This window comes from Peribacillus frigoritolerans, from assembly GCF_001636405.1.
In the GTDB taxonomy this organism is placed as follows: domain Bacteria; phylum Bacillota; class Bacilli; order Bacillales; family DSM-1321; genus Peribacillus; species Peribacillus frigoritolerans.
Window position 1 is genome coordinate 2,903,461 of record NZ_KV440950.1, and the last position, 12,421, is coordinate 2,915,881.

A 12,421-nucleotide genomic window follows, 5' to 3' on the forward strand; every position below is an offset into this window, starting at 1 on the left:
TATTGTGAAAAAGTACTCACTGGTTTATTGATTTTTTGGTTTATTCGTAATATACTTAAAATTCAACATCTTTAATTCGAGGTATAGTAACCTTGGCGAGGTGAAAAAAAGGTGATTTTATACCTAGTAGACTGCATTAATTGCTTTTTTTAGGTAGAAATTAAGATTTATGCAAACGGTTCGCTAATTGTTTTTGGTGAATTCCTGCAATGAATGCTTTTACTTTTCCTCGCAATCATTATATGTACTATACGGAAGATTAATAGGTGTTAGAAGGATAATCTCTTAAATGGGAGTATTCTAAGTAAGATTAAAGATGAGGGGGAATATTTTTTGAAAAAGTCTAAATTTTCAGTGCTTGCTCTTCTTATGGCCATCATGCTTATGCTTGCGGCATGCAACGGCGGTTCGAAGGAAACTTCGAATGAAAAAGAAGGGGGCTCGGGTGACTCATCCGGATCAAAAGTATTAAACGTAAACAATTCAAGTGAACCTGGTTCGCTTCACCCTGCAAATGCTCAAGGTACTCATGAATCATGGATCCTTGAACATACGTTCGAGGGGCTGACAAAGAAAACAGAGGAAGGCAAAATCGTCCCTGGTTCTGCCGAATCATGGGAAATCAGTGAAGATGGATTAACTTGGACATTCAAATTGAAAGATGGTTTGAAATGGTCAAATGGAGATCCGCTTACAGCCAATGATTTCGAATACGCTTGGAAATATGCTTTGAAACCGGAAACGGCTGCAGATTATGCTTACCAACTTTATTATCTTAAAGGCGGGGAAGCATACAACAGTAAGAAAGGGAAGGAAGAGGACGTAGGGGTTAAAGCGACAGACGAACATACATTAGTCGTTACTTTGGAACAGCCTACACCATATTTCCTTGACTTGACTTCTTTCTATACTTTCTATCCAATCAATAAAAAGGTACAGGAAGAAAATCCAAAATGGGCTTTGGATGCAAAAACTCACGTTTCAAACGGGCCGTTCAAATTAACGGAATGGAAACATAAAGAAAGCCTGAAAATCGAAAAGAATGAAAATTACTACGATAAAGATAAAATCAAATTGGATGCGGTTAACTTTGCTCTAATTGAAGATGAAAATACAGCATGGCAAATGTATCAGAGTGGCGAATTGGACCTCGCTTATCCACTGCCAGTGGATATTCAAGGTCAAATGGTCAATTCGGATGATAAAGAATTCAAAATGGGCAAAGAACTTGCCGTTTACTATTACAACTTTAATACAGAAGTGAAACCTTTCAATAATGCTAAAGTAAGGAAAGCGCTTTCAATGGCTATCGAGCGTCAAAAAATCACCGAAAATGTTGCTCAAGGCGGACAAAAGCCTGCTTTTGGCGTAGTCCCTCCGGGTATTCCTGATGCATCTGGAGATTTCCAGGAAAATACAGGTAACCTATTTAAGGAAGATGTTACCGAAGCTAAGAAATTGTTAAAAGAAGGACTTGCTGAAGAAGGCATGAAAGAATTACCTGAGTTTTCAATTTTGTATAACACTTTAGATTCACACAAGAAAATTGCTGAAGCGGTTCAAGGAATGTGGCGTGATAACCTGGGTGTTGAAGTGACACTTGAAAATGCGGAATTCCAAGTTAAGCTTGACCGTGAAAAAGCTGGTGACTTTGAAATTTCCCGTGCAGGATGGGTTGGTGACTATGTTGACCCGATGACATTCATGCTTTGGGAAACGGACGGCGCCTATAATGATGCAGGTTGGTCAAACAAAGAATATGATAATTTATTAAAAGAAGCAAAATCTACAATGGATCCAAAAGAACGCATGGATGCTTTGCATAAAGCAGAGAAAGTCATGATTGACGAAATGCCGATCCTTCCGGTTTACTTCTATACAAAACCATATATGGTTAAATCGAATGTTACTGGAGTTTTTGCTCCAATTAACGCTTATCCGAACTTTATTTACGCGGATAAAAAATAATAGAAGGATAATATTGAAATGGGAGGTATGTCCGATTAAGGACATACCCCATTTTTCAATTGCGAATTTGAATATTTCATGCATTCATTTCCGTTTTCAACTTCTTAGAAAATCGATGATTGGGGTGATTACCATGTTGAGATATACATTAAACCGTTTTAAATGGGCGATTATTACTTTATGGGCTGTTATTACATTAACGTTCATCATAATGCATACGATTCCGGGAAATCCATTTGCAAAAGAAGGAGCCATGCCTCCTGCTGTTTATGAAAACCTTCAAGTCCACTATGGATTGGACAAGCCGTTGTTAACCCAATATGGGAATTATTTATTGGAAGTCGTTCAATTTGATTTTGGTCCTTCATTGAAATCTTCATCCATTTCCGTGAATGATTACATTTTGAAGGGGTTTCCGGTGTCATTGCACTTAGGGGCACAAGCTTTGGTGATTGCCATCTTCTTTGGCCTCATTTTGGGTGTCGTGGCATCACTGAAAAGAAATAAATGGCCCGACTATTTATCAATGATCATTGCCATCGTAGGGATTTCCGTTCCTAACTTTATCCTGGCGACTATTTTAATCAATTATTTTGCGATTAAATGGAACATATTCCCTGTTGCTACATGGGCGACATGGCAGCATACCATTTTACCATCCATTGCCCTTTCCATGATGCCGCTTGCTTTCATCGCGAGACTGATGCGGACAAGCATGCTTGAAGTAATGGGGCAGGATTACATTTTGACAGCAAAAGCCAAAGGATTGAAACGGAGCGGTGTCATAATCAAACATGCGATTCGGAATGCGTTATTGCCGATAATCACGGTTCTCGGCATCCTTACGGCTAATATCGTGACAGGAAGCTTCATCATTGAACGTATTTTTGGTATTCCTGGCATGGGAGATATGTTCGTAAAGGGAATATCCAACAGGGACTACCCGGTGATTCTTGGTTCCACAATTGTGTATAGTGCGGTGCTTATTTTATTGATATTCATCGTTGATATAGCCTATACGTTGATTGATCCTAGAATTAAAGTGACGGGGGAGAAGAAATAATGGCAGATAAAGTGCATTTAAACGAAGATATGTTCCAACCCGCCGAAGGCAACTTTAAGGAAGCTGAAAAAATAGCAAGACCTACAGTTTCATATTGGTCTGACGTCTGGCGTCGATTTAAAGAAAATAAGCTGGCGATGACTGGGTTTATTCTTATAATCCTCTTGGTCTTGATGGCGATTTTTGGTCCGTACATTAACGGATATACTTATTATGGACAAGATTTCGATAAAAAGAATCTTAGCCCAAATAGCGAGCATTGGTTTGGAACGGATTCATCAGGAAGGGATCTATTCACGCGAGCTTGGTACGGTGCAAGGATATCCTTGTTCATTGGATTGATGGCAGCGCTGATCGACTTTTTAATTGGTGTCCTATATGGCGGGATTTCTGCCATTCGCGGTGGACGCACGGATAATATCATGATGCGTTTCGCTGAGGTGATCTATGCGATTCCATACCTATTGATGGTTATCTTAATGATGGTCGTATTAAAACCTGGTATTCTGCCGATCATCATTGCGATGTCGATTACGGGGTGGATTCCGATGGCGCGACTGGTACGGGGCCAGGTTTTACAACTGAAAGAGAATGAATATATCCATGCTGCAACAATCTCTGGAGCCAATACGAGCTGGACTTTAAGAAAACACATGATTCCAAATACAATGGGACCGATCCTTGTCAATTTAACGTTGACTGTACCTACTGCCATTTTTGCCGAAGCTACACTTAGCTTTTTGGGACTGGGAGTTCCGGCACCTCAGGCAAGCTGGGGAACATTGACAAGTGATGCACTGGGAAGCATTCTGGTAGGGAATTTCTATCAACTGTTAATCCCGGCAATATTGATTTCCTTAACGATGTTCGCGTTCAATGTGGCTGGTGACGGATTGCAGGATGCCTTAGATCCAAAACTACGGAAATAAATGAGTACTAACATAATGATTTGATATTACTAGAATAGGAGGGACGATGATGGAGAACCTATTAGAAGTCAACGATTTACAAATCACCTTCCATACTTATGCAGGTAAAGTGCAAGCGGTTCGCGGTGTGAACTTTGGCGTGAAAAAGGGGGAAGCCGTTGCGATTGTTGGGGAGTCCGGATGCGGCAAAAGTGTTACAGCGAAATCTATCATGAGATTATTGGAAACACCCCCGGCAGAGTATGGAAAAGGGTCGATAAACTTTGGCGGTAAAGACCTTCTTAAAATGAGTGAAAAGGAAATGCAGAGGATTCGCGGGAATGAAATCAGCATGATTTTCCAGGATCCGATGACTTCGCTCAATCCAACGACAAAAATCGGCAGCCAGATCATGGAAGGCATTTTAAAGCATAATAAAAATATGTCCCGAAATGATGCATACGAACGGGCGTTGGAAACACTGAAACTAGTAGGTATTCCACAGCCGGAAAAAAGGATGCAGCAATATCCGCATGAGTTTTCAGGTGGTATGCGCCAAAGGGCAATGATAGCGATGGCCCTTGCTTGTGAACCAAAATTACTGATTGCCGATGAACCTACAACTGCATTGGATGTAACGATACAAGCGCAAATTTTGGAACTGATGAAAGATATCCAACGAAGAATGGATACTTCCATCATTTTAATCACTCATGATTTAGGTGTGGTTGCGGAAACTTGTGAACGGGTAGTCGTTATGTATGCAGGCAAGGTTGTGGAGACGGGTACGGTAGAGGCTATATTTTCAAACCCGCAGCATCCTTATACAAGAGGTTTGCTTAAAACGGTGCCGAGGCTGGATATGGAAAAAACGGCTCCGTTGGTTCCGATTATCGGATCACCACCTGATTTATTGGATCCGCCAAAAGGATGCCCATTTTACCCAAGATGTGAATCAGCAATGAAAGTGTGCAAAGACCATGATCCGGAGCTTGAAGTAGTGGAAGAAGGTCAGACAGCCGCATGCTGGCTGCACCACCCGATGGCCAAGGCAGCACAGGTACAAGCACCGACTAATGTATAAAGGAGGAGAACCAATGGTTTCACTGAAAAATAAGGCCGAAAAAGAAAAGACATACAACGAAAATTCTCCTCTTGTTGAAATAAAGAATCTGAAGAAGCATTTTCCTATCGGTTCTCAATCGCTGAAAGCGGTAGATGGTTTGGATCTCAAAATCTATCCAGGGGAAACTGTCGGTCTTGTTGGGGAAAGCGGTTGCGGTAAGTCGACTGCAGGTCGTACAATCACTCGATTATATGAACCGACAGATGGAGAAGTTCTTTTTCAGGGGAAAAATATTTTCGATTACAAACCTGGGGAAATGTCACATATCCGCCGTGAAATACAAATGATTTTCCAAGATCCTTACGCATCCTTGAACCCAAGGATGAAGGTGGAGGAATTGATTGGGGAACCACTTGCCATTCATGGGATATCAAAAGGTAAAGAGCGAAGAAAACGGGTGGAAGACCTGTTAAAGCTGGTTGGTTTAAGTCCGGAACATATCACTCGTTTTCCGCATGAATTCAGTGGAGGACAGCGCCAGCGTATTGGAATTGCAAGGGCATTGGCTTTAAATCCTAAATTCATCGTTTGTGATGAACCAATCTCTGCCTTGGATGTTTCGATACAGGCCCAAGTGGTCAACTTATTAAAAGAACTGCAAAAAGAAATGGGATTGACTTATTTATTCATCGCGCATGATTTATCGATGGTCAAGTATATTTCAGATCGGATTTTAGTCATGTACCTTGGAAGAATGATGGAACTTTCGGATAGTGATTCTTTAACGAAAGATCCGCTACACCCATACACACAGGCCTTGCTATCCGCAGTGCCGATACCAGACCCGACTATTAAACGGGAAAGGATCGTCCTTAAAGGTGATGTACCAAGTCCGATCAATCCGCCGAGCGGCTGTGTATTTCGGACGCGCTGCCCTAAGGCGATGGAGATATGCTCCAGTGCTGTACCTGAATGGAAAGAACAAAAACCAGGGCATTTCGTTGCTTGTCATTTATATTGGTAAACAAAAAAAACCAGTTGCATTTGCGACTGGTCTTTTTTTACACATTTATGTAAAATATTTTTAGAATGGAAACGATTATCAAATTATTTATCAGCATGTCAAAATAAAAAACTAGGAATCTGAAAATAAAACATATAAAATGTAATTATATGTAAATATAAAATTCTGTTGAATGTTTCAATTTGTGAGAGAAGGAGGGACTGTTATTGTATTCCACGATAACTAGTGAGATCGTCGATCGTGTCATGATTGTAACTCTTAATCGTCCAGAGAGAATGAATGCTTTCAATGAAAAGATGTGTGAGGAAATGATTCGCGCTTTTAATGAAGCGGATGAAAATGATGACGTAAGAGCCGTCATATTAACTGGCGCTGGGGATGCTTTTTGTGCTGGAATGGATTTGGAAAAAGGTGCAGAAACGTTTATGGATCACACTCCTTTGGTTGAATATCGCGATGCAGGAGGAATGTTGTCATTACGGATTTTTGAGATGAAGAAACCTATGATAGCAGCCATTAATGGAGCGGCAGTCGGGATTGGGATAACAATGACTTTGCCCATGGACATTAGAATTGCTTCAACAGATGCAAAGATGGGTTTTGTATTTGCAAGGCGGGGGATAACGATGGAGGCATGCAGTGGCTGGTTCTTGCCTAGGCTTGTCGGAATGGGCAAAGCTTCCGAATGGATTTTTACCGGCAGGATGATTACGGCCAGTGAAGCATATGAGGGAAGGCTGGTAAACAAGATCGTCGAGCCAGAAGAATTGATGTCTGCAGCAATGGAGATTGCGACAGACATTGCGGAAAACACATCTTCCGTCTCTGTGACGCTATCCCGGCAGTTAATGTGGTCCATGCTCGGTGCGAACCATCCTGTTGAATCACACAAAATAGAATCGAAAATGATTCATTGGACCGGAAAACAAGCTGATGCACTAGAAGGAATCGAAGCTTTTCTCGAAAAAAGGAAAGCCGATTTTAAAATGAAAAGCAGCACGGATATGCCTCCGTTTTATCCGTGGGGAACGGATCGAACATATGAAGCGGATAAGAAATGAATGAATGGTAAGGTCGATATCGAGGGCATCGGAAGTGCTTGATAATTTTTACTTTTCGGATAAATTAGGGTTTCTTTTCTTAGTGTGTTATACTAGGTTTACCATTTACTAAACTTGTTTCATGTTCCCTATTCCCTGTGAATAGGGTTTTTTTATGATTGTTTTTTTGATCAAAAAAAAACAGACCCTACAAGTAGGGTCCGTTATATATTGTATTTAAAATTATGCTTTTTGAACGTTAGTAGCTTGGGGTCCACGTTGACCTTGCTCAACTTCAAAAGTAACTTCTTGACCTTCGTCTAATGATTTGAATCCTTCGCTTTGGATAGCTGAGAAATGTACGAATACATCGTCTCCGTTTTCGCGTTCGATGAAGCCAAATCCTTTTTCTGCGTTAAACCATTTTACTTTACCTTGTTCCATTGTTGTTGCCTCCTAGTGTGAATCCACACATTGTGTTACTACCCTTGCTCAATCATTAGACGAAAAGTTTTTCACTTATCAATCTTCCCGAACAAAAATAATTCTTTTTAAATATAACAGATAATGTCGGAATCTGCAAGCTAACAAGGAAAGATTATTAATGTATACAGAAAATGAACAATTCTTAATACCCTTTTTTGTAATCAAGTAAATTTGTTGAAGGTGTTTTACCATTTAGATAGTCCTTTAAATTCGGGATGAAAATATCCTGAATTAGCCTTTGGTCGTAAAATTCCGTATTTCCGGATGTGTGCGGCGTGATGATTACGTTGTTCAACTCCCATAAAGGGCTATTTTCAGGAAGTGGCTCCGTTTCAAACACATCAAGACCAGCACCTGCAATATCTTTGTCCTTAAGCGCTTGAATCAATTCTTTTTGAATGACGAGGTTTCCCCTTCCTAATATTAATGAAAAATGCGGAGCGCTTCATTAACTTGAATTCCTTTTTACCGAACATATTCCTTGTTTCTGGAGTCAATGGTAATGTCACGACAATATAATCACACCTAGGAAGAAGATCAATCAATTGTTTTTGTGTGAACATCTCATCTACGAATTCTTCTGATTTACCGGAATGGCGCATCCCTAATACGGTCATGCCAAAAGCCTTGGCAATTTTTGCGGTTTCCTTTCCGATTTTCCCGACACCGATGATTCCGATGGTCTTTTCATGAATTTCCTGCTTCATATGTGCGTGATGCCAGGTCCTTGTCTGCTGTTGCTTAATATATGTATCTACTTTTCTTGTTAAGGCAAGCATTAACGCAAAAATTGTCTCTGAAATGGGATACGCATGAACGCCGTTTGCAGTTGTAATCTGAACATTCTTTTGTTCTAAATTGTCCAGGGGTAAAGCATTCACTCCTGCACTCCATGTCTGGATCCATTTAACATCGCTTGCAGCAATCGATACAGACATTTCCGCTTTCCAGCCTGCGATGACTTCTGCATCGGCAATATGATCTCTCCATTTTTCCGGGGATCTCCCGGTGATAACAGTCCACTCAGGAATCAATTCTTGGATCTTCTGTAATAAGATTTCATTCAAATTTTGGCTTATTATGAGTTTTCTTTTTGGCATAATTATCCTCCTGGATATTTTTTTCTGAATTATACGTAAGTTTCGATAATATTTCAATTGGGAAGGCGATTGCATACCAATCTTGCTATAATACTAATAATCAATGGAATGGGGTGTAATCATGAACGTGAAAGAGATATATGGACAGCTGCCTGCCCTGGAATCAAAACGATTGATCATGAGGAAAGTCACCATGAATGATGCCGAAGACATGTTCGCTTATGCATCCAACAATGAAGTTTCCCGTTACGTCACATGGGAAGCCCATCGTTCCCTAAGTGATACAAAAGATTTTATCCGATTTATACTTCAAAATTATGAGGATAAGAAAATCGCTCCATGGGGCATAGAACACAAGGAAAGCGGTAAGTTGATTGGTACCATTGATTTTGTTTCATGGCAGGTTGACCATCATAGTGCGGAAATAGGGTATGTGCTTGCACCAGAATATTGGGGGAGTGGCTTGATGACGGAGGCAGCCCAAAAGATAATCGCCTTTGGCTTCGAAAATATGAACCTAGTTCGAATACAGGCAAGGTGCTTCGTTGAAAATTCAGGTTCAGAGCGAGTCATGCAAAAGGCTGGTATGTCTTTTGAGGGAATCATCAGAAAAGGAATGTTCGTCAAGGGGAAGCATCAAGACATAAAGCTATATTCCATTATAAAATGATGGCTGCGAAGTCAGCTGATTAAAGGGAAAGTAATAAGAAAAATATACATCGTTTGCGAATCGTGAATTTCTGTTGTTGATAATGATGGATATGGGAAAGCCAGAAACAAACAATATGTGCAAATATTGAATCAAAAACTATACAAAACGTCTAATGTAAAAAGTCGTTTTGAAAAATATAATGAAACTATGAAATCGTGTTGAAATGGAGGGTTTATTTAATGACAGTTATCAATGAAGTAGAAACGTTGAAAAATTATATCGGTGGCAAATGGGTTGACTCCACAACTTCGAAACATGAACAAGTGCCTAACCCGGCAACAGGAGAAGCATTGGCAATCGTACCCCTTTCAACAAAGGAAGATGTAAACCAAGCGGTGCAGGTTGCTAAAAAGGCGTATAAAGAATGGAAAAAGGTCGCCGTTCCAAAAAGAGCTCGCTTCTTATTCCGTTACCAGCAATTACTGATTGAACACTGGGATGAGCTTGCAAAGCTGGTCACTATCGAAAACGGAAAAAGCTATACAGAAGCATATGGTGAGGTTCAGCGCGGGATTGAATGCGTGGAGTTCGCAGCAGGTGCCCCTACCTTGATGATGGGAAGTCAGCTTCCTGATATTTCCCCAGGCATTGAATCTGGCATGTATCGTTATCCAATGGGTGTCGTTGCCGGGATTACGCCGTTTAATTTCCCGATGATGGTGCCATGTTGGATGTTCCCGCTGGCAATAGCTTGTGGAAATACGTTTATCTTAAAGCCTTCAGAACGGACACCGCTTTTGGCCAACCGTCTCGTGGAATTATTGACAGAAGCCGGTGTTCCGGATGGTGTTGTCAATATTGTCCATGGTGCCCACGATGTCGTGAATGGGATTTTGGAACATGAAGACATTAAAGCGGTATCATTTGTGGGATCCCAGCCTGTCGCAGAGTATGTATACAAAACGGCAGCTGCCAATAAAAAACGTGTCCAGGCTTTATCGGGAGCAAAAAATCATTCGATCGTCATGCCTGATGCAGATTTGGATAATGCGGTAACGAACATAACGAATGCAGCCTTCGGATCTGCAGGCGAGCGCTGCATGGCTGCGTCAGTGGTTGTTGCGGTGGGAGAAGTGGGAGATACGCTCGTTGAGAAATTAAAGGCTGCAGCGGATAACATCAAGATTGGAAATGGAATGGATAAGGACGTTTTCCTGGGACCTGTAATCCGTGATACTCATAAAAAAAGAACAGAAAAATATATTGAAACCGGGGAAAAAGAAGGAGCTGTCCTCCTTCGTGATGGCAGGAATGAAGGCGATCAGGAAAAAGGCTATTACGTTGGACCGACATTATTTGATCATGTAAAAACAAACATGAAAATATGGAGTGATGAAATTTTTGCTCCTGTCTTATCCATAGTACGAGTTAATACTCTTGAAGAAGCAATCGAATTGACCAATCAATCCGAATTTGCCAATGGTGCCTGCCTCTATACGGATAGTGCAAAAGCCATCCGGGAATTTCGCGAAGAAATTGATGCAGGGATGCTTGGCATTAACCTTGGGGTACCCGCGCCAATGGCATTCTTTCCATTTTCCGGATATAAAAGTTCGTTTTATGGGGACCTTCATGCGAATGGGAAAGACGGCGTGGAATTTTACACCAGAAAGAAAATGTTAACGGCAAGATACTGATAGGAAAAAGGGGGTCGGCGCAATTTGTGGTCGGCCTTCCTTTATACATTATTTTAGGAGGAGTGTAGCTTATGCAGGTTGAAAAACAGGGTAAGGATCTTAAAGCGATGGATGGTAAATATGTGTGGCATCATATGAAAGGGGCTGAACCCATCCCTGGTGCAATGGTGATTAAAAACGGGCAAGGAGCATGGATTACGGATGTTGATGGGAATCGCTTCCTGGATGGGATGTCTGGTTTATGGTGTGTCAACGTCGGTTATGGCCGCACGGAACTGGCTGAAGCAGCTTACGAGCAGCTGAAGGAACTTCCTTATGCTCCTTTAACGAATAGCCACATCCCGGCTATTAAGCTAGCGGAGAAATTAAATGAATGGCTTGGTGGGGATTATGTGATTTTCTTCTCTAACAGCGGTTCAGAAGCCAATGAGACGGCCTTTAAAATTGCGCGGCAGTATCATCAGCAAAAGGGTGAACATGGACGCTATAAATTCATTTCGCGTTATCGCGGCTATCATGGCAATTCAATGGGAGCCCTGTCAGCTACCGGGCAGGCACAGCGAAAATATAAATATGAACCTCTCGCCCCAGGGTTTCTTCATGTATCACCGCCAGATTCTTACCGAAATCCAGAGGATGAAAGCGGTGAAAAAAGTGCAGCGGAAATTGAACGTACCATTACATGGGAGCTGAGCGAAACGGTGGCTGCGGTCATCATGGAACCAATCATCACCGGGGGCGGAATTTTGATGCCGCCCGATGGATATATGAAACGTGTCAATGAAATTTGTGAGAAAAATGGTGTCCTTCTCATTTCGGATGAGGTCATTTGCGGGTTCGGCCGTACTGGTAAGAAATTCGGATTTATGAACTATGATGTAAAACCAGACATCGTAACAATGGCTAAAGGAATCACGAGCGCTTATTTGCCATTATCCGCTACAGCCGTCAAACGTGAAATTTATGAAGCGTATATTGGCTCAGACGTTTATGACCGCTTTCGGCATGTAAATACATTTGGCGGCAATCCTGCTGCCTGTGCCGTCGCTTTGAAGAATATTGAAATATATGAAAATGAAAAACTAATAGAACGGTCCAAGGAGTTAGGGCTACGCTTTCTGCAAGAGTTTGAAGAAATCAAATCTCATCCCAATGTTGGGGATGTACGCGGGAAAGGTTTGTTGGTAGGCATTGAACTAGTGGAAGATAAACTGACCAAACAGCCGATCGAACTTTCCAAAATCAATAAAGTCATTGCTTCATGCAAAGAAAAGGGGCTGATCATAGGGAAAAATGGCGATACAGTAGCAGGTTTCAATAATATCCTGACTCTTGCTCCCCCACTTAGTATAACTGAAGAGGATTTTGCATTCATCATAGCGACGGTAAAGCGAACGTTAGCTGAACTATGAAAATA

The 12,421-nt window shown here is 41.4% G+C and carries 10 protein-coding genes and 1 pseudogene; 9 read left to right on the forward strand and 2 right to left on the reverse strand.

Annotated elements, in window-relative coordinates; all coding sequences use genetic code 11:
* Positions 1-333: 333 nt before the first annotated feature.
* From A6755_RS13990 to A6755_RS14015, 6 genes are all read left to right on the forward strand, one after another.
* Positions 334-1,968, forward strand: coding sequence for a peptide ABC transporter substrate-binding protein (locus tag A6755_RS13990; RefSeq protein WP_230175882.1), 1,635 nt, complete (start codon positions 334-336; stop codon positions 1,966-1,968).
* Between the two features lie 133 nt (positions 1,969-2,101).
* Positions 2,102-3,031 (forward strand): ABC transporter permease, encoded by a 930-nt coding sequence (locus tag A6755_RS13995; RefSeq protein WP_034311122.1) that lies wholly within the window; start codon positions 2,102-2,104, stop codon positions 3,029-3,031.
* Positions 3,031-3,960 (forward strand): ABC transporter permease, encoded by a 930-nt coding sequence (locus A6755_RS14000; protein WP_063591018.1) that lies wholly within the window; start codon positions 3,031-3,033, stop codon positions 3,958-3,960. Before A6755_RS13995 ends, A6755_RS14000 begins: the two co-directional genes overlap by 1 nt.
* Before the next feature lie 49 nt (positions 3,961-4,009).
* Positions 4,010-5,023, forward strand: coding sequence for an ABC transporter ATP-binding protein (locus tag A6755_RS14005; RefSeq protein ID WP_034307038.1), 1,014 nt, complete (start codon positions 4,010-4,012; stop codon positions 5,021-5,023).
* Positions 5,024-5,036: 13 nt separating this feature from the next.
* Positions 5,037-6,029 carry an ABC transporter ATP-binding protein gene (locus A6755_RS14010; protein WP_063591019.1) on the forward strand — a complete coding sequence of 331 codons (993 nt, stop codon included), beginning with the start codon at positions 5,037-5,039 and terminating at the stop codon, positions 6,027-6,029.
* Positions 6,030-6,235: 206 nt separating this feature from the next.
* Entirely contained in the window at positions 6,236-7,090 is an 855-nt protein-coding gene (locus A6755_RS14015; RefSeq protein WP_197281826.1) for a crotonase/enoyl-CoA hydratase family protein, read from the forward strand.
* 222 nt (positions 7,091-7,312) lie between these two features.
* On the opposite strand, the gene A6755_RS14020 is transcribed toward A6755_RS14015, so the two are convergent.
* Positions 7,313-7,513: a cold-shock protein gene (locus tag A6755_RS14020; RefSeq protein WP_029714163.1), complete on the reverse strand. Its 201-nt coding sequence runs from the start codon at positions 7,511-7,513 to the stop codon at positions 7,313-7,315.
* Positions 7,514-7,697: 184 nt separating this feature from the next.
* A pseudogene (locus A6755_RS14025) lies at positions 7,698-8,655 on the reverse strand (D-2-hydroxyacid dehydrogenase).
* A gap of 121 nt (positions 8,656-8,776) precedes the next feature.
* On the opposite strand from A6755_RS14025, the gene A6755_RS14030 reads away from it, so the two are divergent.
* From A6755_RS14030 to A6755_RS14040, 3 genes are all read left to right on the forward strand, one after another.
* Positions 8,777-9,325 (forward strand): GNAT family N-acetyltransferase, encoded by a 549-nt coding sequence (locus tag A6755_RS14030; protein ID WP_063591020.1) that lies wholly within the window; start codon positions 8,777-8,779, stop codon positions 9,323-9,325.
* Between the two features lie 221 nt (positions 9,326-9,546).
* Positions 9,547-11,004, forward strand: coding sequence for a CoA-acylating methylmalonate-semialdehyde dehydrogenase (locus A6755_RS14035; RefSeq protein ID WP_063591021.1), 1,458 nt, complete (start codon positions 9,547-9,549; stop codon positions 11,002-11,004).
* Positions 11,005-11,075: 71 nt separating this feature from the next.
* Complete coding sequence (locus A6755_RS14040; RefSeq protein ID WP_063591022.1) at positions 11,076-12,416, forward strand: aspartate aminotransferase family protein; 1,341 nt, start codon at positions 11,076-11,078, stop codon at positions 12,414-12,416.
* Positions 12,417-12,421 lie beyond the last annotated feature (5 nt).

Excerpts from the sequence above, each read along its gene's own strand:
- A6755_RS14030 (WP_063591020.1), top strand. The coding sequence starts at position 8,777 with ATGAACGTGAAAGAGATATATGGACAGCTGCCTGCCCTGGAATCAAAA.
- A6755_RS14000 (WP_063591018.1), top strand. The coding sequence starts at position 3,031 with ATGGCAGATAAAGTGCATTTAAACGAAGATATGTTCCAACCCGCCGAA.
- A6755_RS14005 (WP_034307038.1), top strand. The coding sequence starts at position 4,010 with ATGGAGAACCTATTAGAAGTCAACGATTTACAAATCACCTTCCATACT.
- A6755_RS14040 (WP_063591022.1), top strand. The coding sequence starts at position 11,076 with ATGCAGGTTGAAAAACAGGGTAAGGATCTTAAAGCGATGGATGGTAAA.
- A6755_RS14035 (WP_063591021.1), top strand. The coding sequence starts at position 9,547 with ATGACAGTTATCAATGAAGTAGAAACGTTGAAAAATTATATCGGTGGC.
- A6755_RS14010 (WP_063591019.1), top strand. The coding sequence starts at position 5,037 with ATGGTTTCACTGAAAAATAAGGCCGAAAAAGAAAAGACATACAACGAA.
- A6755_RS13995 (WP_034311122.1), top strand. The coding sequence starts at position 2,102 with ATGTTGAGATATACATTAAACCGTTTTAAATGGGCGATTATTACTTTA.
- A6755_RS14020 (WP_029714163.1), bottom strand. The coding sequence starts at position 7,513 with ATGGAACAAGGTAAAGTAAAATGGTTTAACGCAGAAAAAGGATTTGGC.